The sequence below is a fragment of the Luteibacter sp. genome (genome assembly GCF_036500425.1).
Classification (GTDB): domain Bacteria; phylum Pseudomonadota; class Gammaproteobacteria; order Xanthomonadales; family Rhodanobacteraceae; genus Luteibacter.
This window is the reverse complement of the sequence record NZ_DASYCB010000003.1, coordinates 23,571-50,468: the sequence shown is the minus strand read 5'-3', so window position 1 is coordinate 50,468 and position 26,898 is coordinate 23,571. Positions and strand designations below refer to the sequence as shown.

Below are 26,898 nucleotides of genomic sequence, written 5' to 3'. Positions count from 1 at the left end.
GGCGTGGGTTTCGATGTAGCAGAAGGGGGTGTTTTTCTGCTTCATGGCATCGAGCAGGGCCACGAGCACCATGTGCTTCATGACATCGGCGAAGTTGCCGGCGTGGTAGGCGTGGCGATAGTTCATGCCGCGATTATACCTCGCCTGCGGAACTCGCCTCGAGGGTGGGCACCGAGGGCTCTCTGGAAAACTGAAGCGAATTCGGGGAGAGCACTGCTGCGGCGGCGGTCAGTTAACGAAACGGCAATTCCGGCCCGACGGGCTTCCGACCACGCGAGACATCTGGTCGCACTCAACGTCGATTGTCTGGCCCTTGGACAAATGGGCTGCGGCTGACTTCTCAGCATCAACCATTTGCATTCTCGCGGGCATGAACTCATTGGACGTTGCGAGATTCACGACGACGTTGTCCATGAAGTCTTTATCTATTGCCTGGATGGTGCCCGATACTCGAACCACCTTTCCCTTCATAGCGTCGTCCGCCGCCACTTCGTTACGCTCGTATTCCGCTGCGAGTCTGTTTGCAGTGGTCGCGTAAATAGGTTTCGGCGCCGACGTGTTACCGTCGCCGTGATCAGATGCCGTCGAGATTGACGACGAACTCGACGACGAACTCGAAGTAGCCATCCCGTAAATGAACCAGCCCAACAGGCCGAAAATGACGAGTGTGGTGAGGCCGGATACGCCCTTCTTCTTGGGTGCGCCCGGGGCCGTTGTCGTCACATGAACGGCTGCAGGCGGTACCGGTGCAATCGGACGCCCGCACTTCGGGCATGACGGTGCTACGTCACTTACCTGAGAGGCGCAATCCGGACATTGGATAAGAGCCATTAACTTCCCCTGTTTTTTAATGTGATTGCCTATCGGCTGAATCATGTTTTTCTTTATGCGGTGAATTGCCCTGTGCTGCCGCGGCCACCGTGCGTTGCGGCGAATTTGCCGAAATGGCGTCGCGGTATGGTCTGCAGCGTTAGTGCATCGTTGGCAGGTCGAGGAAATCTTTCTGTCGAAGGTCTTTAGTTGCACCCGCGAAGCAGGAGCGAATGAACTCAGCTAACGCCGCCGTTCCTTCCTGCGCTGATCCTGCCAGGACCCGCACTCCCATCACGAAACGTCATTGCGTCAGGGAGTCCTCGGTGCCCACCCTCGAGGCGAGTTCCGCACAAGAGAGCGGCCGTAGGCCAATCAAATACATTTGCGCCGGAGGCGCACTCCTTTTCGAACGCGGAGGACCTGTCTGAGCAGCGAGGGTGGGCACCGAGGGCTCTTTCCAGAGGCGCACGAGCGCAAGGCGGCGTAAGCCGCTTAGACATGCATTTGCGACAGCGAATGATCCCATTCGACGATGCGAAGCCGAAGGCGAGCCCTATCGACCCCTCAGTGCCGAAGGTCGGCGACCTGGGGATCACCGTCCGTGATCGAGGTGTTTTGTAGCGCGCGCTGGCATATCGCCGCCTGGGCGGGGTAGCGCTCCACGCAAAACGCCACCCACTTCCTGACGCTCTTGGCGCGCTGCGAAGGCAACAGGTGCCCCGTAAGCGGCGCGCGCGAGAAACCCGTGATCTCCTTCAGCACCGCAAGCAAGCCATCGTGGACGAACCACGGGTGGTACTGCGTATCGGCGCGCCCCACGGGGGCATGGACCCAGATTGACTGCTCAGGCAGCGGGCGGCTATCACCCAGGTGGGCAACCAAATACGGCACTGCCGGCCGCCCCAGACTCATCAGCATCCGGAAGGCCTGCGCCTGCGTGCGCGAATCCCTGGTCAGGTTCGCTACCAGGTAGTCCACGGTCGGACCCAGGTCGGGCGAGGCGTTGGACGCGGGCGCCGCCGCCATGGGCGGTACGCCCGGTGGGGGCGTGTGCCCGGGCGGCGGGGCCGCCATGGAAGCGATGGGTACGCATAGAGCCACGAACCAGCTAAACCGTTTCATGCCTGTCTCTCCATAGGGGCCCATCCCGCTGGAGTATCGCGCCGCAAGGAATCGCGGCGTGTGAAGACTTCTTTAACCCCGGAAGAAAGGGTACGGCGCCAGGAACACCAGCCAGACCATCAGCACGATGCCGATGTACTTGATGATGCGGAACAGCTTTGGGTTGGCCTTCTTGAACTTGCGCGTGCGGTCGCGGCCGCGCTTGTTCAGGGCGAACATGCGGTTCACGAAGCCGACCTGTTCCTCGCCGTCGTCGCTGTTGGGCGATGCGGTGATCGAGCCCATGAAGGCGCCGACGCGCTTGTTGATCGCAGTCATCAGCCCGAACTTCAGCGGCCGCTCCACGTCGGCGAACAGGATCACCCGGGTCTGGTCGGTGCGGTTTTCCGCCCAGTGCACATAGGTTTCGTCGAAGACCACATCCTTGCCATCGCGCCACGCGTGCATTTCGCCATCGACGAAGATGCGGCAGTCATCGGAGTTGGGCGTGATCAGGCCGAGGTGGTAGCGGAGCGAGCCGGCGAATGGATCGCGATGCGGATTCAGGCGGCTACCCGGCGGCAGCAGTGCGAACATGGCCGCTTTTACACTCGGGATCGAGTTGAGCAGCTTCACCGTTTCCGGGCACAGCGTCTCCGCCGAGGCGAGCGGTTCGCCGTACCATTTCAGGTAAAAGCGCTTCCAGCCTTGCTTGAAGAAGGAGTTGAACGAGGCGTCGTTGTGCTTTTCCGCGGAGCGGATATAGCCCTCGTCGAACAGGTGCATGGCCTCTTCGCGGATTTTCTGCCAGTTATTCTGCAGCAAATCCAGTTGAGGGAAGCCGCTACGGTCCAGGATCGGGCGCGCCGGCACGGCCGAAAACGCGTACATCAGCAGGTTGTACGGTGCGAACAGCGCCGAATGGTCCACCAACTGGCGATCGAAACGCAGGCGCGAGCGGCCACGCAGGTGCACCAGCAGCACGCACAGCGTGAACAGGATCAGCACATACAGGACGATGAAGCGGGGCCCGAGGAGATTCATGGGGTTGCACTCGAAAGGACGGGCGATACATGCGGCCCGGTGGGACCCGTATCAACGCGCCTAGTTTACTCCGGGCTCAGTGTGCCAGCACATGGACGGCCCCGCCGCCGGGCCGCCAGGCGCCGCGGAATGCCTTGTCCAGCCAGGAAATAGCCGCCCGGACAGCCGCGTGCGGCGATTTGCCCCGCGCCAGTTGTGCGGTAACGGCCGAGGCCAGCGTGCAGCCGCTGCCGTGGCCTTCGAAGGGCAGGCGGGGATGGCTTATGGCCAGCAGGCCGTGGGCGTCGTAGTAACGATCCACGATCTCGCGGCCACCCGCGTGGCCGCCTTTAAGCAGGATGCCGCGTGCACCCATGGCGAGCAGGTCGGCGCCGGCCTCGTCAAAGGCCTTGCCGATCGGCCGGCCCAGCAGGGCCTCGGCCTCGGGGATATTGGGGGTGAGGATGTCCGCCAGCGGTATGAGCCGCGTCACCAGGGCATCCAATGCATTTTCATCGAGCAGGCGCGCGCCACTGGTGGCGATCATCACCGGATCGACCACAAGCCAGGCCGGTTGACGGGCCGCTATTTCCTTCGCCACCAGCCGCGTGATCGCGGCACTGCCGAGCATGCCGGTCTTCACCCCGGCGATCGGGAAGTCCGCGAACACCGCATCGATCTGGCTGCGCACGTGTGCTAACGGAAGCGTGTGCACCGCGGTGACGCCGCGGGTGTTCTGCGAGGTGACAGCGGTGATCGCCGTAAGCCCATGCGTGCCCAGCGAATGGAATGTCTTCAGGTCGGCCTGGATCCCCGCACCACCGCCGGAATCGGATCCGGCGATGGTGAGGGTATTGGGTTTCGCTTTTGTCACAACGCTTCAGAGGCGAAATCGGCCAGGCGCGAACGTTCACCACGCTTCAGCGTGATGTGGCCGGAATGGGCCCACATCTTGAAGCGATCCACCGCGTAGGTGAGGCCCGAGGTGGTCTCCGTGAGGTACGGCGTATCGATCTGCTCAACGTTACCCAGGCAGACGATCTTCGTGCCTGGGCCCGCACGGGTGATCAGCGTCTTCATCTGCTTGGGCGTGAGGTTCTGCGCTTCGTCGATGATGAGGTAACGGCTGAGGAACGTACGGCCACGCATGAAGTTCAGCGAACGGATTTTCACCCGCGAGGCGAGCAGGTCGTTGGTGGCCTGGCGACCCCACGAGCCACCGTCCTGCGGGTTGGCGAGCACCTCGAGGTTATCGGTGAGCGCACCCATCCACGGGGTCATCTTTTCTTCCTCCGTGCCGGGGAGGAAGCCGATGTCTTCGCCCACCGACACCGTGGCGCGGGTCATGATGATCTCGCGGTAACGCTGCTGGTCCATGACCTGGGCGAGGCCCGCGGCCAGGGCGAGCAGTGTCTTGCCCGTGCCTGCCGTGCCGAGCAGGGTGACGAAATCCACGTCGGGATCCATCAGCAGGTTCATCGCGAAGTTCTGCTCACGGTTGCGTGCCGCGATGCCCCATACACCATGCGCAGCGTGGGTGTGGTCATCGAGCAACACCAGCTTTGCCCGTCGGGCGTCTTCGGGGCCAGTGAGTTCGAGGACGCGCAACTCCACGTCGTTCTCGCCCGGCATGTACAGGCACTCATTCGGATACCAATGCTCGTCCTCGCGCATCTCCATTTCATAGAAGGTGCGCCCCCGCTCGTTCCACGAACGCACTTCCGGGTGGCGGTTCCAGAAATCCTCCGGCAGTTCATCCGCACCGGTAAACAGCAGTGCGAAATCGTCGAGGGCGCGATCGTTCTCGTAGTCTTCAGCGGTCAGGCCGTAGATCGAGCCCTTGATGCGAAGGTTGATGTCCTTCGTGACCAGGATCACCGGCCGATCCGGGAACTGGTCGCGCAGGTCGATGACGGACGCCAGGATCTGGTTGTCGGCCTTGCCATTGCCATGGCTGGCCCGTTGCTGGAAGAACAGGCGGCCCACCGCGCCGCGCTTGAGCTTGATGCCTTGGGGGTTGGTGAGTTCGAGGCCCCGTTTCAACCCGTCCACGCCACCACGCTCGATCAACTCATTGAGAAAACGACTTACCTGGCGGGCATTGCGCGAAACTTCAGAGCCGCCTTTCTTCTTGTCGTCCAGTTCCTCCAGCACCGTCATCGGTATGAAGACATCGTGTTCCTCGAAGCGGAACAGCGAGGTCGGATCGTGCAGCAGCACGTTGGTGTCGAGGGCGTAGATGCGCTTGCTTCCGGTCATGCGGAAGTGACCTCATGCGGAGGTGGCAAAACCCGGCCATGTGGCCGTGGCCGGGGGAAGGAGCCGCGTGGCGCGGTGTCCGTCACGCGGTGGGAACACTCTCAAGGACGGCTTGCGCATGGCCGGGGATTTTCACCCCGCGCCACTCCGCAAACAGCTTGCCGTCCGGGTCGATGAGAAACGTGCTGCGAACGACACCCATGTAGCGCTTGCCGTACAGCACTTTCTCGTGGATGACGTCGAAGGCCTGGCACCAGGCTTCATCGGCGTCGGAAACGAGCGGGAAGGGGAGCTCGTGCTTCGCCGCGTAATTCGCGTGCGAGCGCACCGAATCGCGGGAAACGCCTATGACTTCGGCGTTTCGTGCCTGGAATTGCGCGTACCTGTCGCGGAAATCCTTCGCTTCATTGGTGCAGCCCGGCGTGTTGTCCTTGGGGTAGAAGAACACCACTACCCACCTGCCGGAGAGGGTAGGCAGCGCCAGCGTGGAACCATCGCCGAGCGTGCCCTTGAGTTTCGGAACCTTCTTGCCCTTGCCGATCATGCGGTACGTCGTCTTCCTGCGTCAGAACTTCACGGGATCCATGATGGCATCAAGATTGAGGCCATCGCACAGTTCAAGGAAATCATCGCGCAACGCGGCGATATGGGTTTCGGAAGGAATGCCGATCGTGATCTGCGCCTGGAACATCTCGGCGCCGGTCTGCATGGCCTGGTAGCGCATGGACGTGAGCTGTTCCACGCTGATATCGCGGCGCGAGAAAAACTCGATGATCTTGACCAGGATGCCCGGGCGATCCGCGGCGATCACTTCCACCAGGTAGGGCAGCAGGTGGGCGGTCGGTTCGCGCGGCGTCGTGCGGTACTGCACGATCTGCAGGTCCTCGTCACGGCCGAGCTTGCCCACCGCCGTCTCCAGCTTGGCGACGGCATCCCACGAACCCGAGGCCAGCAGCATCACCGAGGTATCGTTGCCGATCGTCGAGACCCTGGCATCGGCCAGGTTGCAGCCGGAATCGGCAATCCGCTTGGCGAGGGCGAGGATGGGCGCGCGGTGCGCCGGCGACAGCGTCGAAATGAGTAACTGGTTATCGGCGGCGCTGCGTGCTACAGAACGATTCAAGGCCTTCACTACCCATGGCGCGGCCCGCGGGGCGCGGGGCGTCGCTGTTGGCCCGAGCTTAACGGGGGCCATCGGACAGTAGCAAGACACTGTGCGCAGGTATCTGCGCATGGGCGTGAATGGACGCGCCGGAAACGCCCCGGTAACATGCGAAGCGCTGGTTCCTCAATGGGTTTCACCTTGGATATCTCTGGAAGCATCACCGCGCTGGCGACACCGTTCGCCGTCGACGGTTCCCTCGATCTCGACGCGTTTGGCCGGCTGCTCGACCAGCAGTTGGCTGGCGGTACCCAGGCTGTGGTCGTCGCCGGGTCCACTGGCGAATCGCACTTCCTTGAGCATGACGAATTCAAACGCCTGCTGGCGTTTGCGGTGAAGCACATCAATAAACGCGTCCCGGTCATCGCGGGCACGGGCGAAGCGGGTACGGCGAAAACCATTGCCACCACGCGCCTGGCGAAAGAGTTGGGTGCCGATGTTGCGCTGGTCGTGGCGCCTTTCTACGTGCGCCCGACCCAGGAAGGCCTGCATCGCCACTTCCTGGCCGTGGCGGACCAGGGTGGCCTCCCGGTCATCCTGTACAACGTGCCGCCGCGCACCGGCTGCGATATCGCACCGGAGACCGTGGCGGTGCTCCGCGACCACCCGGGCATCATCGGCATCAAGGAGGCTCGTGGCGACGCGGAGCGAATTCGTGCCATGGCGGAACTTATCCGCCCCGATTTCGTCTACCTCAGCGGCGACGACGGTTCGGCCCACCAGGCCATGCTGGCCGGCGCTGCGGGCACCATCTCGGTGGTCGCCAATCTCGTGCCGGGGCCTTTCCGTGCGTTCTGCGATGCCGCCCGTTCGGGCGACGCGGGCCGCACGGCCAGCGCCACGGCGCGCCTGGCTCCGTTGATCGATGCCCTGAACTGTGCGCCGAACCCGATCCCCGTGAAGGCCGGCCTGGCCTTGCTGGGGCTGGGTTTGGCGGCGCCCCGCCTACCCCTGGTCGAGCTCGAGCCCGGCCCGGCGTTGGCAAAAGTGCGCGAAACGCTCGCGGCTCTGGCACCATTGGCGACTGCCGCCTGAAGCACCCCATTAAAAACGGATTCCAACGGAACCTTTGTTCATGAAGAAAACCTCGTACGCGCTGGTCGTCCCGGCACTGCTCCTGTCCATCCTGGTCGTTTCCGGCTGCGGCGCGTTCCGCTCCACCAAGCAGTGGGAGAAGGCCAAGCAGGAAGCCCCGCTGGAAATCCCGCCGGGCTTGGATACCCCGTCGACGAGCGCGGCCCTGGTGATTCCGGATGCGGGTTCGGCCTCGGGTAGCTCGGCTGACGCCTCCGCCGCCGCGCCCGTGTCGGATGGCTTCATCCTGGCGGATACGCCGGATGCCGCCTATAAGCGTATCGGCGAGGTGCTCGCGGTCGGCGACGTCGGCGCGATCACCGCCCACGACGACGACACCCACACCTACCAGATCGCCGCGACGGCCGGTGCCCCCGAAGCGAAGCGTGGCTTCTTCAAGCGCATGTTCGGTAGCGACAAGAAGAACCCTGACGAGGCGATCGAAGGCGGCCCGCAGGCCGTGCAGGGCGGCGGCGCCAACAAGCGCTCGGTCGTACTCACGGTCAACCCGAGCGGCGCGGGCTCCGAAGTGCGCGCCCAGGGCGATGCCAACGGCGTCCGCCGTGTGATCGATGCGCTGAAGTCGCGCCTCGGCGTGAAATAAGACACGGCGCCTGCCGTGGACAAAAAAGGCCGCCCCGCAAGGGCGGCCTTTTTCATGCCGGCCCCAGTCCCGTGTAGGAGTCAGGCATAAAAAAGGCCCCGCAGGGCCTTTGGTCAACCGCTCAGCGCTGGAGCAGGTCGATCTTGTTGGGCTTGTTTTCCCAATCCTTGGCGTCCGACAGGCCGTCCTTGCGCTCGGTGATCACCGGCCAATCCTTCGATAGCTCGGCGTTCAGTGCGACGAACTGCTCCTGCCCGCCGGGGACGTCGTCCTCGGGGTAGATCGCGTTGATCGGGCATTCCGGCTCGCAGAGCGTGCAATCGATGCACTCATCCGGATTGATGACCAGGAAGTTCGGGCCTTCGTGGAAGGCATCCACGGGGCAAACCTCGACGCAGTCCGTGTATTTGCACTTGATGCAGTTGTCGGTAACGACAAAGGTCATGCGAACGGTTCAGCGCCGGAGAGGAAAGTGGTGCTCCCTACGAGGTTCGAACTCGTGTTCCAGCCTTGAGAGGGCCGTGTCCTAGACCACTAGACGAAGGGAGCGGGTCGTACGAGACGTACGAAGCGCGCTAGTATAGCCAAATTCCGGCTACTGGCAACGATTTTGAGGGCCGCTCGTCGGATTGGGTCGAATTCGTTACATTTGGCCCGTTCATCCCGACACCGGGTACCGGTGGGGGCAGCTACTTGATCGGGCGCGAGCGCGCCCGCCAGGACACCAACCGCTTGAATTCCGAAACGAGGGGCGACGTTCCGCACGGCATGCGCATCATTCCGCGTGAACAGCACTCCATTTCCCGCAAGAACATCAGCAAAGCCGCGCTTCGCGTGCTTTACCGACTCCATGACGCCGGGTTCGCGGCTTACCTGGTGGGCGGCGCCGTGCGCGACCTCCTGCTTGGCGGGCACCCCAAGGATTTTGACGTGGCTACCAATGCCACGCCGGAAGAGGTGAAGAGCCTGTTCCGCAACTGCCGCCTGATCGGCCGCCGGTTCCGGCTCGCCCACGTCGTATTTGGCCCTGAGATCATCGAGGTCGCCACGTTTCGCGGCACCGGGGAAGACGGCGCGGAAGGCGATGGCGATCGCCACATCGTGGATGGTCGCATCGTACGTGACAACATCTGGGGCACGATCGAGGAAGACGCGGTGCGTCGCGATTTCCGGGTCAACGCCCTTTACTACGACATCGCCGATTTCAGCGTCCGCGATTACGTGGGCGGCATGCAGGATCTCGAAGACCGGACCATGCGCCTGATCGGTGATCCGGAACTGCGTTATCGCGAGGATCCCGTGCGCATGCTTCGTGCGGCCCGCCTCGCGGCCAAGCTCGGCTTCACCATCGCGCCCTCGGCGTCCGCGCCGTTCAAGAAGCTCGGCCACCTGCTGACCGAAGCGTCGCCAGCGCGCCTGTTCGATGAATCCCTGAAATTGTTCCTCGGCGGCCACGGCCTGAAGAGCTTCAAGATGCTTGAAGCCTGCGGCCTGCTGGAATTCCTGTTCCCGGCAACGGCTCGCGCCCTCGAGCGCGGCGACCATGCGTTGCGCGCGCTGGTGGAGCAAGGTCTCGCCAACACCGACGCGCGGATCGCCGAAGGCAAGTCGGTGACCCCGGCTTTCCTCTACGCGGTGTTGCTGTGGGGCGAAGTGCGCGACCAGGCTCATGGCTGGATGGTGCAGGGCTTCGAGATGAACGAAGCCTGGCAGCGCGCCGCTGTCCATGTAGTGGGTGAACAGTGCCAGCGCGTGGCGATCCCGCGGCGCTTCACCTTCACCATGGAAGAGATCTGGGCGCTGCAGCCGCGGTTCGAGCAGATTCACCGTAAGCGTGTGTTCCGCCTGATGTCGCACCCGCGGTTCCGCGCGGCGTTCGATTTCCTGCTGCTGCGTGCCCATGAATCGTCGGGCATGCGTGAGCTGGGTGAGTGGTGGGCGCATGCCCAGCAGCTGCCGCCCGAGATGCTGGCGGCGGCCCTTGGCGGCGGCGGTGTGCCCGCCCACGAAGGCCACACGGTCGCGGCCACCGCGCCAGCGCGCAAGCGCCGCCGGCGTAAGCCGACCCCCGGCAAAGGTGATACGAGCGGCGCGTGAGCGTCACCGCGCTCATCGGCCTGGGCGGAAACCTGGGCGACGTCCGATCGCGGCTCGATGCCGCGATCGGCACGCTTGGCAGCCTGCCGGGCATCGAGGTGACATCGTGCTCGCGGTTCTACCGTACGCCGCCCTGGGGCAACCTTGAGCAGCCCGATTTCGTGAACGCGGCCATCGCTGTCGAGACCTCGCTTAGTGCCCATGCCTTGCTCGACGCGTTGCTGGCCACGGAGCGCGCCTTCGGCCGCGTCCGCGATGGCGAGCGCTGGGGCCCGCGGACGCTGGACCTCGACCTGCTCGCCTATGGTGACGCGGTGATCGACGACGAGCGTCTGGCGGTCCCACACCCACGGATCGCCGAGCGCGCCTTCGTCCTGCTGCCCCTGGCGGATATCGCCCCCGATACGGTGCTGCCAGGCCAGGGTCGGGTGGCCGACCTTCTCACCGCCGTGGACGCGGCTGAATGCTTCCCGCTGGCCTGACCCGGGTTCCTTGAGCCCCGGGCCGATCAGGCGGACAATTCGAATTTCACCCAACGAGGCGACAAGAGCGTGTACGTCGAAAAAACGAGTGCGCTGGCACGTAAGCCGGTGACCGTGCCGGGCCTGAAGGCGATGAAAGCCGAAAGCCGGAAGATCGTGATGCTCACCGCCTACGATGCGAGTTTCGCAGCGCAACTGGAAGCCAATGGGGTCGATGTCGCCCTCGTCGGCGATTCCCTTGGCATGGTGGTGCAGGGGCGGTCGAGCACGCTGCCGGTCACGGTCGATGAGATGGTCTATCACACCGCTGCCGTCGCGCGCGGTCTGGCTGCCACGTTGCTGGTGGCCGACCTGCCGTTCATGAGCGACCGCGACGTGCCGGCGGCCATGGAGGCGGCCACGCGGCTCGTCGCCCAGGGTGGCGCGGCCATGGTCAAGATCGAGGGGGCCGGACGTATCTGCGAGGTGATCACGGCGCTCACCGAACGCGATATCCCCGTATGTAGCCACCTGGGCCTCACCCCCCAATCGGTGAACAAGTTCGGAGGCTACAAGGTCCAGGGCAAGACGGAAGACGCAGCGGAGAAGCTCTTCGCCGATGCGAAAGCAGTGGAAGCCGCGGGTGCCGACCTGTTAGTGCTGGAATGCGTGCCTTCGGCGCTTGCGGCGCGGATTACGCAGGCGCTGTCGATTCCCGTGATCGGCATCGGCGCGGGCGTCGCCTGTGATGGCCAGGTGCTCGTGGTGTACGACATGCTCGGGCTCACCCCCGGCAAGCGGCCTAAGTTTTCCAAGGATTTCCTCGCCGGTCGTGATTCCATTCCGGCAGCGATCCGTGCCTATGCGGACGACGTACGGGAGGGGACGTTCCCCGGCCCGGAACACAGCTTCAGCTAAAGAGCCAGCCATGCAGACCGTTACCGACGCCGCCGCCCTTCGCGCCACGATCCGTGGCTGGCGCACTTCAGGCCAGACCGTGGGCTTCGTGCCCACCATGGGCAACCTCCACGAGGGCCACCATTCGCTGCTCAAGCTGGCCCGCGCCCGCGCCGACCGTGTCGTGGCTTCCGTGTTCGTGAACCCCACCCAGTTCGGCCCGGGTGAGGACTTCGAGCGCTACCCGCGCACGCTGCCCCAGGACCAGGTCGGCCTGGCTGAGGCGGGCTGTGATGTGCTGTTCGCCCCCGAAGTCGCCACGATGTACCCGTTCGGCCCTGCGGCCAGCGTCAGCATCCATGTGCCGGGCGTGACCGAAACCCTTGAGGGTGCCCACCGTCCAGGCCATTTCGATGGCGTGGCCACCGTGGTCTCCAAACTGTTCCATCTGGTCCAGCCGGATTTCGCCGTGTTTGGGCAGAAGGATTTCCAGCAGCTGAAGGTGATCGAGCGCATGGTCCGCGACCTGTCGCTGCCGGTGAAGATCATGGCCGGCCCGACCTTGCGCGATGACGATGGCCTGGCCAAGAGCTCGCGCAACCAGTACCTCTCGGCCGCTGAGCGCGTCCGGGCGCCACAGATCTACGCCACGCTGACCCAGATGCGCGACCTGTTCCGCCAAGGTCACTCCTGGCAGGCCCTGGAGCAGGCCGCCCGGGCCCGCCTGGAGCGCGCCGGCTTCGTGCCCGATTACGTGGCCATCCGCCGGGCCGAGGACCTCGGCGAGCCCGGCGCGGAGGAGCGCGAGGGCCTGGTCGCCCTGGTCGCCGCCCGGCTGGGGGCCACCCGGTTGATCGATAACCTGCCATTCGACTGAAAGCCTTCACGGACGGGCACTTGCGTTTCCGACCCCGCTCCCCCATAAAGCGCCTCGAAACCGAGGAAGCCCATTCACGACGGTACGGGCCACCTCCGTTAGAATGGGCGTTTTTGTAACCGCCAGACCGCAGAGACCGCCATGCACCTCAACATGCTCAAGTGCAAGATCCACCGTGCCACGGTGACTCACGCCGAGCTGAACTACGAAGGTTCCATCGCCATCGATGGCAACCTGCTGGATGCTGCGGGTATCCGCGAGTACGAGCAGATCCATGCCTGGAACATCAGCAATGGCGAGCGCTTCGTCACGTACGCGCTGCGTGCGGAAGAGGGCTCGGGCATCATCTCCGTGAACGGTAGCGCCGCGCGTCGCGTATCGACGGGCGACCTCGTGATCATCGCCGCCTTCGTCGGCCTGTCCGAGGCCGATATGGCCAAGTACCAGCCTGACCTGGTCTATGTGGATGCCAACAACCGCATCACGCATACGAACCATTCGATCCCGAAGCAGGCTGCCTAAGCTCGACCTGTAGGAGCGCGCTTGCGCGCGATAGCCCGGATGCCTTTGGCCCCCGGCGCTATCGCTTCGTTGGCTGATCGAGCGCAAGCGCGCTTCTACAGACGCGAACCCGTCGCGTTTTGGGCGCTGTCCATACAATCCACTTACGTTGCAGTGCGGTAATATCGGGGCTTCCCTCCGTCGCACCCAAAGTGGAAGCCATGGATTCAAACCACGTCCCCGTGCCGTCGTTCGATGAGCACAAAAGCCGCCTCGCCGGCACCTCCCTCCGCACGCTCGTCAACGACGCCTCCCGTGGTGATCGGTTCCGCAAGCGCATGGGCCCCATCCTCCTCGACATCACCCGCCAGAAGCTGGATACGGCTGCGCTGGATGCGGTAGGCAACTACATCGAAGGCACCGGCTGGCAAGCCGCCCGTGATGCGATGTTCGAAGGCAAACACATCAACACGTCGGAAGATCGCGCCGTGCTGCATACCGCATTGCGTGGTGGTGCATCGCGCCACCCGGCGGCCCCGGCTGACGTGCGCAAGGACGTCGCCGAGGCGCTGGACCAGATGGAAAAGCTGGTCAACGCCGTGCACAAGGGTGAGGGCGAGTCGGTTGGCCTGATCGGCCGTGTGACCGACGTCGTCAACATTGGCATTGGCGGTTCGGACCTCGGTCCGCGCCTGGCTGTGCACGCGCTCGAACAGTTCCATGTGGATGGCATTCGCAGCCACTTCCTCACCAACGTCGATGGCCAGGCGGCCTACGACCTGATGAAGCATCTGGACCCGGCACACACCCTGGTCATCCTTGTTTCCAAGAGCTTCAACACGCAGGAAACGCTGCTTAACGGCGGCGTGTTCCGCGACTGGATCCTCAAGGCGAACAAGGGCGATACCGCGAAGACGGCGAAGCACTTCATCGCGGTGAGCTCGAACGTCGAGGCCGTGAACAAGTGGGGCGCCGCGCAGGTGCTGCCGATGTGGGATTACGTGGGCGGCCGCTTCTCGCTGTGGTCCGCCGTTGGCGCCTCGATCGCGTTCGCGATCGGCATGAACGGGTTCCGTGACCTGCTCGCCGGTGCCGCCGAGGCGGATGACCATTTCCGTACGGCGGTGTGGCAGGACAACCTGCCGGTCCTGCTCGCCATCGCTGAGCTCTGGAATCGCAATATCCTCGGCACCACCAGTCGCGCGGTCATCCCGTACGTGGATTACCTGGCCGACCTGCCGTCTTACCTGCAGCAGCTCGAGATGGAGTCGCTGGGCAAGCACGTGCATCCCACCAACGGCAAGCACGTCACTGGCTCGACCGTTCCGGTGGTGTGGGGCAGCATCGGCACCAATGCGCAGCACGCGTATTTCCAGGCGCTGCACCAGGGCACCGACATCGTCCCGCTGGAGTTCATCGGCCTGGTGAAGCCGGCGCACCCGCTGCGTGAAAACCAGGATGTGCTCACGGCCAACCTGCTCGCGCAGGCCGCCGCGCTTTCGCTTGGCAAGACGTTCGAGGAAGCGCTCGCGGAAGCGAAGACGGGCACCGAAGACGAACGCCGCGCCCTGGCCGCGCAGCGCACGTTCGAGGGCAACCGCCCGAGCAGCGTGTTCATGCTGGACTCGCTGACACCGCATTCGCTGGGCGCGCTCATTGCGCTGTACGAGCACAAGGTGTTCATGCTCGGCCACCTGTGGGGCATCAATGCGTTCGACCAGTGGGGTGTGGAACTGGGCAAGCTCATCGCCAAGCAGATCTATCCGTCGCTGGCGAACGACAAGGATGCAGGTGATGTGAGCCAGTTCGATGCGGCCACCCGTGGCCTGATCGAAGCGATCCGCGACCGCCGCTAACCGCCGTTGTAGGAGCGCGCTTGCGCGCGACGGGAGTTGTCGCAAGCTCCCATCGCGCGCAAGCGCGCTCCTACAGGAGGCCACAAAAAAGCCCGGCGATTGCCGGGCTTTTTTGTGGGTCAGACCTCAAGGGTGGCGAGGTCGCCTTTATCTTCAAGCCATTGCTTGCGGTCGCCGGCGCGCTTCTTCGCCAGCAGCATGTCCATCAGCTTCGTGGTGCCATCATCCGATTCCACGGTGAGCTGCACGAGGCGGCGAGTATCCGGGTGCACGGTGGATTCGCGCAGCTGTGCCGGGTTCATTTCGCCCAGGCCTTTGAAGCGGGTGACCGAGACGGCACCCTTCATTTTCTCGCGCTCGACCTTCTCCAGCATCAGGCGCTTCTCTTCCTCATCGAGGCAGTAGAACACCTGTTTGCCCACGTCCACGCGGAACAACGGCGGCATCGCCACGAATACATGGCCCTCGCGGACCAGGGTGGGGAAGTGGCGCAGGAAAAGCGCCGAGAGCAGCGTGGCAATGTGCAGGCCGTCGGAATCCGCATCGGCCAGGATTACGACCTTGCCGTAACGCAGGCCGCTGAGGTCATCCTTGCCGGGATCGCAGCCGATGGCAACGGCCAGGTCGTGCACTTCCTGCGAGGCGAGCACCGCGGTCGACTCGACTTCCCAGGTATTCAGGATCTTGCCACGCAGCGGCATGATCGCCTGGAAATCCTTGTCGCGGGCCTGCTTGGCCGAGCCGCCTGCCGAGTCGCCTTCCACGAGGAAGATTTCGGTGCGGGTCAGGTCGGTGGAAGCGCAGTCGGCGAGTTTGCCGGGCAGGGCAGGGCCCGAAGTGATTTTCTTGCGCACGACCTGCTTCGCCGCCTTGAGTCGCGCGCTGGCGCGTTCAATCGCGAGCTGGGCGATCTTCTCGCCGAGGTCGACATGCTGGTTGAGCCACAGGCTGAAGGCATCGTGCACGACGCCTTCCACGACGCCAGCCGCGTTACGCGACGACAGGCGCTCCTTGGTCTGGCCGGCAAACTGCGCATCCTGCAGCTTGACGCTGAGTACAAAAGCCAGGCGCTCCCACACATCTTCCGGCGCCAGCTTCACGCCACGTGGCAACAGGTTGCGCAGATCGCAGAATTCACGAATGGCGTTCGTGAGGCCCGAGCGCAGGCCGTTCACGTGTGTGCCGCCCTGTGCGGTGGGAATCAGGTTGACGTAGCTTTCCTGGACCAGATCGCCTTCCGGCAACCAGCACAGCGCGACATCCACGGTGTCGGTTTCGCGCGCGAAGTGCTTGACGAACAGGTCGGCGGGCAGGGCTTCGGCGCCCTGCAGTTCGGCGCGCAGGTAATCCTGCAGGCCATCCTCGAAATACCATTCAGTCGTTTCGCCGGCGGCTTCATCATGCAGGCGCACGGTAAGGCCGGCGCAGAGCACGGCTTTCGCGCGCAGCAGATGCTTGAGCTTGGAAACGAGGATGCGCGGCGAATCGAAGTACTTCGGATCCGGCCAGAAGCGCAGCGTGGTGCCGGTCTTCTTCTTCGGCACCGTGCCCATGACTTCTAGCTCGCTGGCGCGATCGCCGTTCTCGAAACTCATGCGGAACTCCTGACCCTCGCGGCGGATGGTCACATCCACGCGGGTGGAGAGCGCATTCACTACCGAGACGCCCACGCCATGCAGGCCGCCGGAGAAGGCGTAATTCTTGTTCGAGAACTTGCCGCCGGCGTGCAGGCGCGTGAGGATCAGCTCGATGCCCGGCACCTTCTCTTCCGGGTGGATATCCACGGGCATGCCGCGACCATCATCGGTGACCTCGACCGAGCCGTCATTGAAAACGGTGACGTCGATCGACTTCGCGTGGCCGGCCAGCGCTTCGTCGACGGAGTTATCGATGACTTCCTGCGCCAGATGGTTCGGGCGCGAGGTATCCGTGTACATGCCGGGGCGGCGCTTGACGGGGTCAAGGCCGCTGAGGACTTCGATGTCTGAGGCGTTGTAGCGAGTATTCATCAGGCGGGGAGTCGTTTCGTTAGCCGGGCAGGATGGGTGACGCCATCGGAGCGGTCAAGTCTGCCCGATTCCGGTATCACCCCACGAGACAGGGGCAGACCTTGTAGGAGGGCGCTTGCGCGCGATGGGTGATCGAGGCAAGGCCCGATCGCGCGCGAGCGCGCTCCTGCAGGGGTGGTCAGAGGGGGGCACAGTGCCACTCCAGCCACGCCCGGTCGTCGCCATCCAGCAGGAGCGACAACGCGGCCCGGACGGTGGCGTGGTAATCGTCCAGCCAGGCACGTTCCGAGGGTTCGAGCAGGCGCGGCTCAAGGCCGCGGCGGTCGAATGGGCAAAGAGTCAGGGTTTCGAAGGCGTAGAACTCACCGAATTCGGTCTGGTCGGCCTGGGTCACCACGGCGAGGTTCTCGTGGCGGATGCCGTAGCGGCCGGGCTTGTAAAGACCCGGCTCGATCGAGGTGATCATGCCCGTCTCCAGCGGCACCAGCGCCCCGCCGGCGACCGGCGGGCGAATACCGTGCGGGCCCTCGTGAACGTTCAGAAAGTAGCCCACGCCATGCCCGGTACCGTGGCCGAAATCCATGCCAGCCGCCCACAGCGGGGCGCGGGCCAGGGCATCGAGCTGCGGACCGCTGGCGCCCTTGGGGAAGCGGGCGCGGGAGAGGGCGATCATGCCCTTGAGTACCAGTGTCGAATCCCGCTTCTGCTCATCGGTGACCGGGCCAAGTGCCAGGACACGGGTGATATCGGTCGTTCCGCCCAGATACTGGCCGCCGGAATCGATCAGCAGCAGGCCCTTCGCTGCCAGCGGGCTGAATCCGGCTTCGGTGGCGCGGTAATGCGGCAAGGCGCCGTTGGCCTGATAGCCGGCGATGGTCGAGAAGCTCTCGCCCACGAAGGCCTCCTGCGCCGCGCGGGCTTCGCGGACGATCGTGTCGACGTCCAGTTCGGTCAGCGGTTCTCCGGCGCTCACGCCCGCCTCAATGCGACGGAAGGCGCGGGCGAGGGCGGCGCCGTCGCGGCGCATGGCATCGCGGATGTGATCGAGCTCTTCCGGCGTCTTGCGCGCCTTGGCGGCGGTGGAGGGCGCCGGGCCACGTATCTGCTTCACCCCGGCCGGCAAGCCTTCGAGCACAGCCACCACCACCTTGCCTGGGTCGAACAGCAGGGTGGCGTCCTCCGGCAGCCCGGCGAGGGCCGCTGACGCCGTGGCGTAATCGGCTGTAGATACGCCGTCGGCGGCCAGGCTCGCTTTGACCGCGGGCGGGAGCTTGCCACCGTCGATAAACAGCGTGGCGCGGGTGTCCTCGACCAGCAGATGGGCCAGGAACACCGGGTTGTAGTCGACATCGGCGCCGCGCAGGTTGGTGAGCCACGCGATGTCGTCCAGGCTCGAGACGAAATGGTGCGTGGCACCGGCGCGGCGCATGGCTGTGCGCACGTGCTGGAGCTTGTCGGCACGGCTGACCGGGGTGTAGGCGCCATCATGGGCGAACACCGGAGTGGCCGGGCGCACAGGTCGTTCGGCCCAGGCGGCGGCGGGCAGGTCCATATCGGTGCGCAAGGTGGCACCACGGGCACCGAGGCGCTGTGCGAGGCCTTCGGCACCGGCCACCGACATGCTGTCGCCAGCGACGGACACGATATCGCCATCGCGCAGTTCGCTGGCCAGCCAGGCCACGTGTTCCGGGGTGTGGGCGACATTGAGCTTCATCAGCGGCAGGCCGCTGCCCGCCAGCTCGGTCTCTGCCTGGGAGAAATAGCGGGAATCGGTCCAAAGCCCACCGCCCTTCGCGGTGACCACCAGGGTGCCGGCGGAGCCGGTGAAGCCGGAGAACCACTCCCGGGCCTGCCAGTGCGGCGGCAAGTATTCGGAAAGGTGCGGGTCGGCCGTGGGGACGATAACGGCGGCAACGCCTGCGCGGGCCATGGCGGCGCGGAGGGCTTCAAGGCGGGCGGGAATCGGGGATGGGCTCATGGTCCCCATGTTAAGCGTTCAGCGAACCCCTCGCGAGCGGCCCTGTGCTCGTGTAAAATACAAATTTCCAGCACTGGCTGCTCGCATGACTCCCCTGATTTTCGTCACCGGCGGTGTGGTGTCTTCCCTTGGGAAAGGCATCGCAGCGGCGTCGCTTGCCTCCATCCTCGAGGCGCGCGGTCTCTCCGTGACCATGATGAAGCTCGATCCCTACATTAATGTGGATCCGGGCACGATGAGTCCCTTCCAGCATGGCGAAGTGTACGTCACTGACGATGGCGCCGAGACCGACCTGGACCTGGGCCATTATGAGCGCTTCGTGCGCACCCGCCTTACCGGCAAGAATTCGATCACCGCAGGCAAGATCTACGAAGCCGTGATTCGCAAGGAACGCCGCGGCGATTACCTTGGCGCCACCGTGCAGGTCATCCCGCACATCACTGACGAGATCAAGCACGCCATCCACGAAGCCACCCGTGGCTTCGACGTGGCGCTGGTCGAGATCGGCGGCACCGTGGGCGATATCGAATCACTGCCGTTCCTGGAAGCGATCCGTCAGTTGCGCATCGAGCACGGCGCCGAGAAGTGCATGTTCGTACACCTCACGCTGGTGCCGTATATCAAGGCCGCGGGCGAGATCAAGACCAAGCCCACCCAGCATTCGGTGAAGGAACTACGTTCCATCGGTATCCAGCCCGACGTGCTGCTGTGCCGTTGCGAAGAGCCGCTGCCCGATGGCGAGCGCCACAAGATCGCGCTGTTCACCAACGTGCCGAAGAACGCGGTCATCAGCACGATCGATGTCGATGTCATCTACAAGCTGCCGATGTGGCTGCACGAGCAGGGCCTGGACGACCTGGTCATCAAGCGCCTCGGCCTCGATGCCGGCCCGGCCGATCTCTCCAGTTGGGTGCGCACGGTCGAGGCCGTCGAGCATCCGCGTGATGAAATCACCGTCGCCATCGTCGGCAAGTACGTGGAGCACAAGGATGCCTACAAGTCGCTGGGTGAAGCCCTGCGCCATGGCGGCATCAAGCAGTCGACGCGTGTCACCCTCGACTGGATCGATTCGGAAGACGTGGAGTCGCGCGGCGCCCGCGCGGTGCTCGGCAACGCCGACGCGATCCTCGTCCCGGGCGGTTTCGGCAAGCGTGGCTTCGAGGGCAAGATCCTCGCGGCGCAGTTCGCCCGTGAGACGGGTATCCCGTACTTCGGTATCTGCTATGGCATGCACGCAGCGGTGGTTGAGTTCGCCCGGAACACGGCCGGCCTGAAGCAGGCCGATTCGAGCGAGAACGACCGCAACACACCGGACCCGGTCATTGGCCTGATCACCGAGTGGACCACGTCCACGGGTGAAACCGAGCAGCGCACTGAGCGTTCCGACCTGGGCGGCACCATGCGCCTGGGCGCGCAGGAATGCCGCCTGAAGGCGGGCACGCTAGCCCGCGAGCTCTACGGCGAAGACGTGGTGCGCGAGCGTCACCGCCACCGCTACGAGTTCAACAACCGCTACCGCCAGTCGTTCGAAGACCTGGGCCTGGTCATCTCGGGCAAGTCCATGGATGACCTGCTGGTGGAAGTCGTGGAACTGCCGCGCAGCGTCCACCCGTGGTACCTGGGCTGCCAGGCGCACCCGGAGTTCACCTCCACCCCGCGCGAGGGCCACCCGTTGTTCATCGGCTTCGTGCGTGCGGCTCGCGAGTACAAGGCGGTTCGCGATGGCGAAAAGCTCGCGTCCCGCTCCGAAGAATCGGCGGCTTGACGCTATGATGGGCATGGCCCGGCGCGCGTGAGCGCCGGGCCTTTCACCACGGAGGCCAGGGGCCTCCCCGGGAGATGGGTGTCGATGGTCGATGACAGCGGGATCCACAACGCGGGCGCGCATGCCCAGCGTGCGGCGGCTTTGCCGCAGTCGGGTCTTGGCATCGCCTCGTTCGTCATCGCGCTGGTGTCTGGCCTCGCGATCCTCGGTGGCATCGGGTTGTCGGCACTGTTGATCTCGGCAGGCGATACCTCCGAGCACATGCCGCTGTTCGGCCTGATTGGCCTTATCCTTATTTTCTTCCTGCTCATGGCGCTGATTGGCACCGTGCTCGCCCTGGTCGCCCTGCGTCGCCAGGATCGCCGCCGCACGTTCGCCGCTATCGGCCTTGGGCTCAATGTTTTCATCCTGCTTGGTACCGGCGCCATGATGCTGCTGGGTACCGTGCTCCGTCATTCCAACTCGTAACGGGAAGCGCATGACCACCTCCATCACCAAAATCCACGCCCGCGAAATCCTCGACTCGCGCGGCAACCCCACCCTGGAAGCCGAAGTCACCCTGGCCGATGGTTCGTTCGGCCGCGCGGCTGTGCCCAGCGGCGCTTCGACCGGCACGCGTGAAGCGGTCGAACTGCGCGACGGCGATAAGTCGCGCTATGGCGGCAAGGGCGTGACCAAGGCGGTTGCCAACGTCAACACCACCATCGCCAAGGCGCTGGCCGGTTTCGACGCGCTCGACCAGAAGGGCCTCGATGGCAAGCTCATCGCCCTCGACGGTACCGACAACAAGGGCAACCTCGGGGCCAACGCGCTGCTCGGCGTTTCCATGGCCGCCGCGCACGCCGCTGCCGCTTCGAAAAAGCAGGCCCTGTGGCAGTACCTGATGGTCAACGGTGGCGGCTCGCTGCCGGTGCCGATGATGAACATCATCAACGGCGGAGCGCATGCCGATAACAACGTCGATGTGCAGGAGTTCATGGTGCTGCCGGTTGGCGCACCGAACTTCGCCGAAGCCCTGCGTTATGGCGCGGAAATCTTCCACGCGCTGAAGTCGGTATTGAAGGGCCGTGGCCTGAACACTTCGGTGGGCGATGAAGGCGGCTTCGCGCCGAACCTGAAGTCGAACGTCGAAGCGCTCGATACGATCCTCGAAGCCGTGAACACGACGGGCTTCAAGGTCGGTAACGATATCCTGCTCGGCCTCGATGTGGCCAGTTCGGAGTTCTTCAAGAACGGCAAGTACGACCTGGAAGGCGAAGGCAAGGTCTTCACGCCGGAACAGTGGGTCGACACGCTGGCCTCGTGGGCGAAGCAGTACCCGATCGTCACCATCGAAGACGGCATGGCCGAAGGCGACTGGGACGGCTGGGCGCACCTCACCAAGGTGGTCGATGGCGCGATCCAGCTGGTTGGCGATGATCTGTTCGTCACCAACCCGAAGATCTTCAAGGAAGGCATCGACAAGAAGATCGCCAACGCCATCCTGATCAAGGTCAACCAGATCGGTACGCTGACCGAGACGCTGGAAGCCATCGCCATGGCGGATCGTGCGAAGTACGCCGCCATCGTGTCGCACCGTTCGGGTGAGACCGAAGACACGACGATCTCGGATATTGCCGTGGCGACCACCGCCACCCAGATCAAGACGGGTTCGCTGTGCCGCACCGATCGCGTGGCCAAGTACAACCAACTGCTGCGTATCGAGGAAGCGCTGGGCGCGCAGGCGAAGTACGCCGGCCGCCACGCGTTCCCGAACCTCAGCAAGCTGCCGGGCTAACCGACCACCGTGAGCAACGCGGCACTCCTGCGCTGGGTCGGCCTGATCCTCGTCGTCATCCTCATCGCGCTACAGCTCAAGCTGTGGGTCGGCGGTGGGGGGATGGCCGAGGTCGACTCACTGCGTGCGTCGGTCAAGAAACAGACTGACGAAAATGCTGGGCTGCAAAAGCGCAACGAGGCGTTGGGCGCGGATGTCGAAGACCTGAAGCACGGCGAGCAGGCCACCGAGGCGCGTGCGCGCCAGGAGCTGGGCCTGATCAAGCCAGGTGAGACGTTCTACCAGGTGGTGGAGCCGGGGGCCGCGACCAGCGCGCCGCCGCCTCCGCCCCCTGCCACTGCCGGCGAGCAGTAATGGACGCGCTCTGGTGTGTCATACCGGCCGCCGGAAAGGGCGTCCGGGCCGGCGGCGACCTGCCAAAGCAATACCAGCCCGTGGCCGGCCGGCCACTGCTCGATCACACCCTTGAACGCCTTGCGGCGCACCCGCTCATTGCGGGGCTGTTGGTGGTGATCGCGGCCGACGACACACATTTCACGGCGATCGACCAGGTCAACGGCAAGCCGCTGCTCACCACCGTGGGCGGTAGCGAACGCAGTTATTCCGTGCTGGCGGGGATCGACGCGTTGCCTTCCGAGGTGGCGGCCGATGCCTTCGTCCTGGTTCACGATGCGGCACGCCCGTGCGTGCGCGCTGCCGACATCACGCGGCTTATCACCCTGGCAGGCCAGGGCGAAGGCGGGTTGTTGGGGGCGCCGCTGCGCGACACCCTGAAACGTGCCGATGCCAATAGCCATAGCGCCGGTACGGAGCCGCGCGACGGTCGCTGGCGGGCGTTCACGCCGCAGATGTTCCGCCGCGCGGAACTCGCGCGTGCACTTCGCCTTGCCGCCGACGCCGGTATCGTCGTCAGCGACGAGGCCATGGCCATCGAGCGGGCAGGGGGAAGGCCGCTGCTGGTCGAGGGCTCCGAAGACAATATCAAGGTCACGACGCCCGCGGATTTTGCGCTGGCGGAATTCCTGCTCGGGAGGACAAGATGATTCGCATCGGACAGGGATTCGACGTACACGCATTCGGTGAGGGTGACCACGTGATGCTCGGTGGCGTGCGCGTGGCGCACAAGCAGGGCGTCCTGGCACATTCGGATGGCGATGTTGTGCTGCACGCGTTGTGCGATGCGCTGCTTGGCGCCCTCGCGCTCGGTGACATCGGCAAGCATTTTCCGCCCTCTGATGAAAAATGGCGGGGCGCGGACAGCCGCACCTTCGTCCGCGCGGTACGTGAGCTCGTGCTCGGGCGTGGTTATGTGCTTGGCAACGCAGACGTCACCGTGATTTGCGAGGCGCCCAAAGTGCTGCCGCACGCCGACGCTATGCGTGCAAACATCGCCGCCGATCTGGGTGTGGATGTCGATCGCATCAGCATCAAGGCCACCACCACTGAGACCCTCGGCTTCACCGGTCGCCGTGAAGGCATCGCCGCGTTGGCCAGCGTGCTGGTCCAGCCTGCATGACCGAGCTGGACGCCCGCACCCCGGCGCCGCGCCTGCAGGATCGTCTTGAGACGATCAAGGACCTGCTGCGTCGGCGCGAGGCGGTCGAGGCGCTGGATCAGGTCACGCCCGCCGGCGATGCCGTGACCCTGGAACGCATCGATAACGAACTCCAGTCCATCCTGGATGGCTTGCACCCGGCGGATCTCGCCGACGTACTGGAGTCGCTGCCACTCGAAGACCGCCTGGCCGTATGGCAGCGCGTACGTAGTGACCAGGATGGCGACATCCTGCTCGAAGTCTCCGACTCGGTCCGCGAATCACTGATCGCGGACATGGATGAGCGCGAGATCCTCGCGGCCATCGAACCGCTGGATGCGGACGAACTCGCGGATCTTGTCGACGACCTGCCGACCGAGGTGCTGCCCGAACTGATGGCCAGCCTCGACGCGCAGGAGCGCGAGCGCGTGCAGGCGGCCATGTCCTATGAGGACGACCAGGTCGGCGCGTTGATGGATTTCGACATGGTCACCATCCGCGAGGACATTAGTCTCGAGGTCGTATTGCGCTACCTGCGCCGCTTCGAAGAGTTGCCGGCGCAGACCGACAAGCTGTTCGTCGTCAATGCCGATCACGTGCTCACCGGCGTGTTGCCGTTGCATTGGCTGCTGGTGAATTCGCCGGACAAAATGGTGCACGCGATCATGGCTCCGGACGTCAATACGTTCCGGCCAGAGGACGACGCGTACGACGTGGCCCAGGCTTTCGAACGCTACGACCTGGTGACCGCACCGGTCGTCGATGCACAGATGCGCCTCATCGGCCGCCTGGCGGTCGATGCGATGATCGATTTCATCCGCGAGGAAGGTGAGGCCGAGGCCCTGTCGCGCGGCGGCTTGCGCGAGGAAGAAGATATCTTCGCCTCCGTGTGGAAATCCGTGCGCAACCGCTGGGCCTGGCTGGCGACCAACCTGGTGACGGCCTTTATCGCTTCGCGCGTCATCGGCCTGTTCGAGCATTCCATCGAGAAACTGGTTGCGCTCGCCGCGTTGATGCCTATCGTGGCCGGCATCGGCGGTAACTCGGGCAACCAGACCATCACCATGATCGTCCGCGCCATGGCCCTTGAACAGGTGAACGTGGGGCAGGTGAGTCGCCTGTGGCGCAAGGAACTCGGGGTCGCCCTGATCAACGGGTTGCTCTGGGGTGGTGTGATCGGCATCGTTGCATGGCTGCTGTATCAAAGCCCCTCACTCGGTCTTGTCATGACCGCCGCGATGACCTTGAACCTCCTGCTCGCCGCGTTCATGGGCGTGGGCATCCCCATGCTGATGGTCAAGCTGGGCCGCGACCCCGCGCTGGGTTCCAGTGTCTTGATTACCGCGATGACCGACAGTGGTGGCTTCTTTATCTTCCTTGGGCTGGCCACCCTGTTCCTGATGTAAAGGCGTTACCCGATGAGCGAGTACGAACTTCCCTTCGCGTTTGGCGCACCGCCGCTGCGTGGTCGGCTGCGCAGCCAGCCTGACGATTTCTTCGTTGAGGAGATCCTCGGCTACGAACCGGATGGCGCAGGCGAGCACGCCTTCGTGCTGGTCGAGAAGCGCGGCGCGAATACCGATTGGGTCGCGCGCGAGGTGGCGAAATTCGCCGGCACCGCACCCATGAACGTGGGTTACGCCGGCATGAAGGACCGCCACGCGCTGACCCGTCAGGTCTTCACCGTGCAATTGCCCGGCAAGGCGGATCCGGACTGGAGTGCCTTTCCGCATGCTGAGGTAAAGCTGACCGCGTTGGGTCGGCATTCGCGCAAGATCAAGCGGGGCGCGCTGCGCGGTAACCGCTTTGTGCTCGTGCTGCGTGAGATTGAAGGTGATCGCGCCGCGGCTGAATCCCGCCTGGCGGCGATCGCCGCGCGCGGAGTGCCAAACTATTTTGGTGAGCAGCGCTTCGGGCTGGGCGGCAACAACGTCGAACAGGCCCGGGCGATGTTCAAGGGGCGCCGCGTGGATCGCGACAAGCGTTCGATCCTGCTTTCCGCCGCGCGCTCGCACATTTTTAATGGCGCACTTGCCGAGCGCGTATCCGCCGGGACGTGGGATGCCAGCATGGATGGCGAGATCTGGGGGCTGGACGGTTCGCGCTCGTGGTTCGGGCCGGAGGCGTTCAACGACACGCTCGCCGAACGTCTTGCGCGCTTCGATATCCATCCTACCGGCCCGTTGTGGGGGAGCGGTGAGACGCCCGCGGCCGGCCAAGTCGCCGCGCTTGAGAACGCGGTCGCCGCGCGCGATCCCGATCTTGCTGCCGGCCTGGCGGGAGCGCGCATGGACCACGAACGCCGCGCGCTGCGTCTCAAGCCCGCCGACTTCACCTGGCGCTGGCTCGACGATGGCGCACTGGAAGTCAGCTTTACACTCCCCGCAGGCGCCTACGCCACCACGGTCATCCGCGAACTCGCCCTAACCCTGTAGGAGCGCGCTCGCGCGCGATGGGTGCTCGCGGTAGTCCGGATCGCGCGCAAGCGCGCTCCTACAGGACCGGCGCTAGGCTTTGAGCAGGACGACGACGGCGCCCGTCCCGCCTTGCGCCGGCCGGGCCGAGGCGAACGCCACGACATCGTCACGCCGGCGTAGCAATTTATCGGTGAGGCCTTTCAGTACCGGCCCGGCGGCTTTAGAGCGCAGGCCCTTGCCGTGGATGATCCGCACGCAGCGCACGCCATCGCGGTGGCACTCCGCCAGGAACTCAGCGATGGTCATCTGCGCCGCTGCGGCGTTCATCTGGTGCAGATCCACGTCGGCCTGAATGCTGAACTGGCCGCGTTTGAGTTGTTTCAACACTTTCGGCGGGTAGCCATCGCGCAAATACGATAATTCTTCGCCTACCTCGAGATCGGCGGGGTCATAGTCGAACAGCATGGAGTCCGCCGCCACGGCGGCTTCATCGGCATCACGCATGAGCGGCAGTGGGGCGGGGCGTGGGCGCTCAAGGATGACTTCCTTGGCCACCATGGGCCGAACGTCGCCAATCGCCTCCCGAAACAGGCGGCTGTCGTCGTCATGTACCGAAGGACTGCGTCGTTTCATGAACTCCATCCTAGCCGGTTCCGGTGAATCCCGCGTCCCGCTCCGGTAGACTTGGGGAGT

Annotated in this window: 27 protein-coding genes, 1 tRNA gene and 1 pseudogene; 16 read left to right on the top strand and 13 right to left on the bottom strand. The window is 64.5% G+C overall.

What is annotated here, in order from left to right; genetic code table 11:
* From VGN46_RS00975 to VGN46_RS00940, 8 genes and pseudogenes are all read right to left on the bottom strand, one after another.
* Positions 1–126, bottom strand: a pseudogene (locus VGN46_RS00975) (23S rRNA (adenine(2030)-N(6))-methyltransferase RlmJ); the annotation flags it as partial.
* Positions 127–228: 102 nt separating this feature from the next.
* Complete coding sequence (locus VGN46_RS00970) at positions 229–876, bottom strand: OB-fold protein (protein WP_331639645.1); 648 nt, start codon at positions 874–876, stop codon at positions 229–231.
* 501 nt (positions 877–1,377) lie between these two features.
* Positions 1,378–1,935 (bottom strand): hypothetical protein, encoded by a 558-nt coding sequence (locus tag VGN46_RS00965; protein WP_331639644.1) that lies wholly within the window; start codon positions 1,933–1,935, stop codon positions 1,378–1,380.
* A 72-nt stretch (positions 1,936–2,007) separates the two neighbouring features.
* Positions 2,008–2,934: an aspartyl/asparaginyl beta-hydroxylase domain-containing protein gene (locus VGN46_RS00960; RefSeq protein WP_331639653.1), complete on the bottom strand. Its 927-nt coding sequence runs from the start codon at positions 2,932–2,934 to the stop codon at positions 2,008–2,010.
* A gap of 100 nt (positions 2,935–3,034) precedes the next feature.
* Positions 3,035–3,811, bottom strand: coding sequence for a bifunctional hydroxymethylpyrimidine kinase/phosphomethylpyrimidine kinase (thiD, locus tag VGN46_RS00955; protein WP_331639642.1), 777 nt, complete (start codon positions 3,809–3,811; stop codon positions 3,035–3,037).
* Complete coding sequence (locus VGN46_RS00950) at positions 3,808–5,196, bottom strand: PhoH family protein (RefSeq protein ID WP_331639640.1); 1,389 nt, start codon at positions 5,194–5,196, stop codon at positions 3,808–3,810. Before VGN46_RS00950 ends, thiD begins: the two co-directional genes overlap by 4 nt.
* 82 nt (positions 5,197–5,278) lie before the next feature.
* On the bottom strand, positions 5,279–5,740 hold the full coding sequence (locus VGN46_RS00945; RefSeq protein WP_331639637.1) for a peroxiredoxin: 462 nt from the start codon (positions 5,738–5,740) through the stop codon (positions 5,279–5,281).
* 21 nt (positions 5,741–5,761) lie between these two features.
* A complete protein-coding gene (locus VGN46_RS00940; protein ID WP_331639635.1) occupies positions 5,762–6,391 on the bottom strand; it encodes a glycine cleavage system protein R in 630 nt (209 codons plus the stop codon).
* Between the two features lie 108 nt (positions 6,392–6,499).
* On the opposite strand from VGN46_RS00940, the gene dapA reads away from it, so the two are divergent.
* Positions 6,500–7,393, top strand: a complete 894-nt coding sequence (gene dapA, locus VGN46_RS00935) for a 4-hydroxy-tetrahydrodipicolinate synthase (protein WP_331639652.1) — start codon at positions 6,500–6,502, stop codon at positions 7,391–7,393.
* 40 nt (positions 7,394–7,433) lie between these two features.
* Positions 7,434–8,036 (top strand): hypothetical protein, encoded by a 603-nt coding sequence (locus VGN46_RS00930; protein ID WP_331639633.1) that lies wholly within the window; start codon positions 7,434–7,436, stop codon positions 8,034–8,036.
* 121 nt (positions 8,037–8,157) lie between these two features.
* Here the strand turns inward: VGN46_RS00930 and fdxA are convergent, their stop codons facing one another.
* Positions 8,158–8,481, bottom strand: a complete 324-nt coding sequence (gene fdxA, locus VGN46_RS00925) for a ferredoxin FdxA (protein ID WP_331639631.1) — start codon at positions 8,479–8,481, stop codon at positions 8,158–8,160.
* Positions 8,482–8,509: 28 nt separating this feature from the next.
* A tRNA-Glu gene (locus tag VGN46_RS00920) sits at positions 8,510–8,585 on the bottom strand.
* A 183-nt stretch (positions 8,586–8,768) separates the two neighbouring features.
* On the opposite strand from VGN46_RS00920, the gene pcnB reads away from it, so the two are divergent.
* The 6 genes from pcnB to pgi all read left to right on the top strand — a co-directional run bounded on the left by pcnB (position 8,769) and on the right by pgi (position 14,725).
* Positions 8,769–10,133: a polynucleotide adenylyltransferase PcnB gene (pcnB, locus tag VGN46_RS00915; protein ID WP_331639628.1), complete on the top strand. Its 1,365-nt coding sequence runs from the start codon at positions 8,769–8,771 to the stop codon at positions 10,131–10,133.
* On the top strand, positions 10,130–10,615 hold the full coding sequence (gene folK / locus VGN46_RS00910; protein WP_331639626.1) for a 2-amino-4-hydroxy-6-hydroxymethyldihydropteridine diphosphokinase: 486 nt from the start codon (positions 10,130–10,132) through the stop codon (positions 10,613–10,615). The genes pcnB and folK overlap by 4 nt, the downstream gene beginning before the upstream one ends.
* Positions 10,616–10,684: 69 nt before the next feature.
* Complete coding sequence (gene panB, locus VGN46_RS00905) at positions 10,685–11,512, top strand: 3-methyl-2-oxobutanoate hydroxymethyltransferase (protein WP_414675189.1); 828 nt, start codon at positions 10,685–10,687, stop codon at positions 11,510–11,512.
* Positions 11,513–11,522: 10 nt separating this feature from the next.
* Complete coding sequence (panC, locus tag VGN46_RS00900; RefSeq protein ID WP_331639624.1) at positions 11,523–12,368, top strand: pantoate--beta-alanine ligase; 846 nt, start codon at positions 11,523–11,525, stop codon at positions 12,366–12,368.
* 141 nt (positions 12,369–12,509) lie between these two features.
* Positions 12,510–12,890, top strand: a complete 381-nt coding sequence (panD, locus tag VGN46_RS00895) for an aspartate 1-decarboxylase (protein ID WP_331639622.1) — start codon at positions 12,510–12,512, stop codon at positions 12,888–12,890.
* Between the two features lie 200 nt (positions 12,891–13,090).
* Positions 13,091–14,725 (top strand): glucose-6-phosphate isomerase, encoded by a 1,635-nt coding sequence (gene pgi, locus VGN46_RS00890; protein ID WP_331639620.1) that lies wholly within the window; start codon positions 13,091–13,093, stop codon positions 14,723–14,725.
* Positions 14,726–14,844: 119 nt separating this feature from the next.
* Here the strand turns inward: pgi and parE are convergent, their stop codons facing one another.
* Together parE and VGN46_RS00880 are read right to left on the bottom strand one after the other, a co-directional pair.
* Positions 14,845–16,734 carry a DNA topoisomerase IV subunit B gene (parE, locus tag VGN46_RS00885; protein WP_331639618.1) on the bottom strand — a complete coding sequence of 630 codons (1,890 nt, stop codon included), beginning with the start codon at positions 16,732–16,734 and terminating at the stop codon, positions 14,845–14,847.
* 178 nt (positions 16,735–16,912) lie between these two features.
* The gene (locus VGN46_RS00880; protein WP_331639617.1) at positions 16,913–18,712 is read right to left on the bottom strand and encodes an aminopeptidase P family protein; all 1,800 of its coding nucleotides are present in this window, start codon (positions 18,710–18,712) and stop codon (positions 16,913–16,915) included.
* An 85-nt stretch (positions 18,713–18,797) separates the two neighbouring features.
* Here VGN46_RS00880 and VGN46_RS00875 point away from each other — a divergent pair, with 85 nt between their 5' ends.
* The 8 genes from VGN46_RS00875 (at position 18,798) to truD (ending at position 26,223) form a co-directional block, all read left to right on the top strand.
* Complete coding sequence (locus tag VGN46_RS00875) at positions 18,798–20,477, top strand: CTP synthase (RefSeq protein WP_331639615.1); 1,680 nt, start codon at positions 18,798–18,800, stop codon at positions 20,475–20,477.
* An 84-nt stretch (positions 20,478–20,561) separates the two neighbouring features.
* The gene (locus tag VGN46_RS00870) at positions 20,562–20,945 is read left to right on the top strand and encodes a hypothetical protein (protein ID WP_331639613.1); all 384 of its coding nucleotides are present in this window, start codon (positions 20,562–20,564) and stop codon (positions 20,943–20,945) included.
* A 10-nt stretch (positions 20,946–20,955) separates the two neighbouring features.
* Positions 20,956–22,254 (top strand): phosphopyruvate hydratase, encoded by a 1,299-nt coding sequence (gene eno / locus VGN46_RS00865; protein WP_331639611.1) that lies wholly within the window; start codon positions 20,956–20,958, stop codon positions 22,252–22,254.
* A gap of 9 nt (positions 22,255–22,263) precedes the next feature.
* Positions 22,264–22,608, top strand: coding sequence for a cell division protein FtsB (gene ftsB, locus VGN46_RS00860; RefSeq protein ID WP_331639609.1), 345 nt, complete (start codon positions 22,264–22,266; stop codon positions 22,606–22,608).
* Positions 22,608–23,297, top strand: coding sequence for a 2-C-methyl-D-erythritol 4-phosphate cytidylyltransferase (ispD, locus tag VGN46_RS00855; protein WP_331639607.1), 690 nt, complete (start codon positions 22,608–22,610; stop codon positions 23,295–23,297). Before ftsB ends, ispD begins: the two co-directional genes overlap by 1 nt.
* Positions 23,294–23,770: a 2-C-methyl-D-erythritol 2,4-cyclodiphosphate synthase gene (gene ispF, locus VGN46_RS00850; RefSeq protein ID WP_331639604.1), complete on the top strand. Its 477-nt coding sequence runs from the start codon at positions 23,294–23,296 to the stop codon at positions 23,768–23,770. The genes ispD and ispF overlap by 4 nt, the downstream gene beginning before the upstream one ends.
* A complete protein-coding gene (gene mgtE / locus VGN46_RS00845) occupies positions 23,767–25,194 on the top strand; it encodes a magnesium transporter (protein WP_331639602.1) in 1,428 nt (475 codons plus the stop codon). The genes ispF and mgtE overlap by 4 nt, the downstream gene beginning before the upstream one ends.
* A gap of 12 nt (positions 25,195–25,206) precedes the next feature.
* Positions 25,207–26,223, top strand: a complete 1,017-nt coding sequence (gene truD, locus VGN46_RS00840; protein WP_331639600.1) for a tRNA pseudouridine(13) synthase TruD — start codon at positions 25,207–25,209, stop codon at positions 26,221–26,223.
* A 72-nt stretch (positions 26,224–26,295) separates the two neighbouring features.
* Here the strand turns inward: truD and VGN46_RS00835 are convergent, their stop codons facing one another.
* Positions 26,296–26,838 (bottom strand): Smr/MutS family protein, encoded by a 543-nt coding sequence (locus tag VGN46_RS00835; RefSeq protein ID WP_331639598.1) that lies wholly within the window; start codon positions 26,836–26,838, stop codon positions 26,296–26,298.
* Positions 26,839–26,898: the final 60 nt, after the last annotated feature.

Coding starts and splice junctions, on each gene's coding strand:
- pgi (WP_331639620.1), top strand. CDS start 13,091: ATGGATTCAAACCACGTCCCCGTGCCGTCGTTCGATGAGCACAAAAGC.
- VGN46_RS00950 (WP_331639640.1), bottom strand. CDS start 5,196: ATGACCGGAAGCAAGCGCATCTACGCCCTCGACACCAACGTGCTGCTG.
- eno (WP_331639611.1), top strand. CDS start 20,956: ATGACCACCTCCATCACCAAAATCCACGCCCGCGAAATCCTCGACTCG.
- VGN46_RS00930 (WP_331639633.1), top strand. CDS start 7,434: ATGAAGAAAACCTCGTACGCGCTGGTCGTCCCGGCACTGCTCCTGTCC.
- VGN46_RS00965 (WP_331639644.1), bottom strand. CDS start 1,935: ATGAAACGGTTTAGCTGGTTCGTGGCTCTATGCGTACCCATCGCTTCC.
- fdxA (WP_331639631.1), bottom strand. CDS start 8,481: ATGACCTTTGTCGTTACCGACAACTGCATCAAGTGCAAATACACGGAC.
- ispF (WP_331639604.1), top strand. CDS start 23,294: ATGATTCGCATCGGACAGGGATTCGACGTACACGCATTCGGTGAGGGT.
- mgtE (WP_331639602.1), top strand. CDS start 23,767: ATGACCGAGCTGGACGCCCGCACCCCGGCGCCGCGCCTGCAGGATCGT.
- ispD (WP_331639607.1), top strand. CDS start 22,608: ATGGACGCGCTCTGGTGTGTCATACCGGCCGCCGGAAAGGGCGTCCGG.
- VGN46_RS00870 (WP_331639613.1), top strand. CDS start 20,562: ATGGTCGATGACAGCGGGATCCACAACGCGGGCGCGCATGCCCAGCGT.
- truD (WP_331639600.1), top strand. CDS start 25,207: ATGAGCGAGTACGAACTTCCCTTCGCGTTTGGCGCACCGCCGCTGCGT.
- VGN46_RS00945 (WP_331639637.1), bottom strand. CDS start 5,740: ATGATCGGCAAGGGCAAGAAGGTTCCGAAACTCAAGGGCACGCTCGGC.
- VGN46_RS00970 (WP_331639645.1), bottom strand. CDS start 876: ATGATTCAGCCGATAGGCAATCACATTAAAAAACAGGGGAAGTTAATG.
- VGN46_RS00875 (WP_331639615.1), top strand. CDS start 18,798: ATGACTCCCCTGATTTTCGTCACCGGCGGTGTGGTGTCTTCCCTTGGG.
- VGN46_RS00880 (WP_331639617.1), bottom strand. CDS start 18,712: ATGAGCCCATCCCCGATTCCCGCCCGCCTTGAAGCCCTCCGCGCCGCC.
- panC (WP_331639624.1), top strand. CDS start 11,523: ATGCAGACCGTTACCGACGCCGCCGCCCTTCGCGCCACGATCCGTGGC.
- panD (WP_331639622.1), top strand. CDS start 12,510: ATGCACCTCAACATGCTCAAGTGCAAGATCCACCGTGCCACGGTGACT.
- VGN46_RS00835 (WP_331639598.1), bottom strand. CDS start 26,838: ATGAAACGACGCAGTCCTTCGGTACATGACGACGACAGCCGCCTGTTT.
- VGN46_RS00940 (WP_331639635.1), bottom strand. CDS start 6,391: ATGGCCCCCGTTAAGCTCGGGCCAACAGCGACGCCCCGCGCCCCGCGG.
- parE (WP_331639618.1), bottom strand. CDS start 16,734: ATGAATACTCGCTACAACGCCTCAGACATCGAAGTCCTCAGCGGCCTT.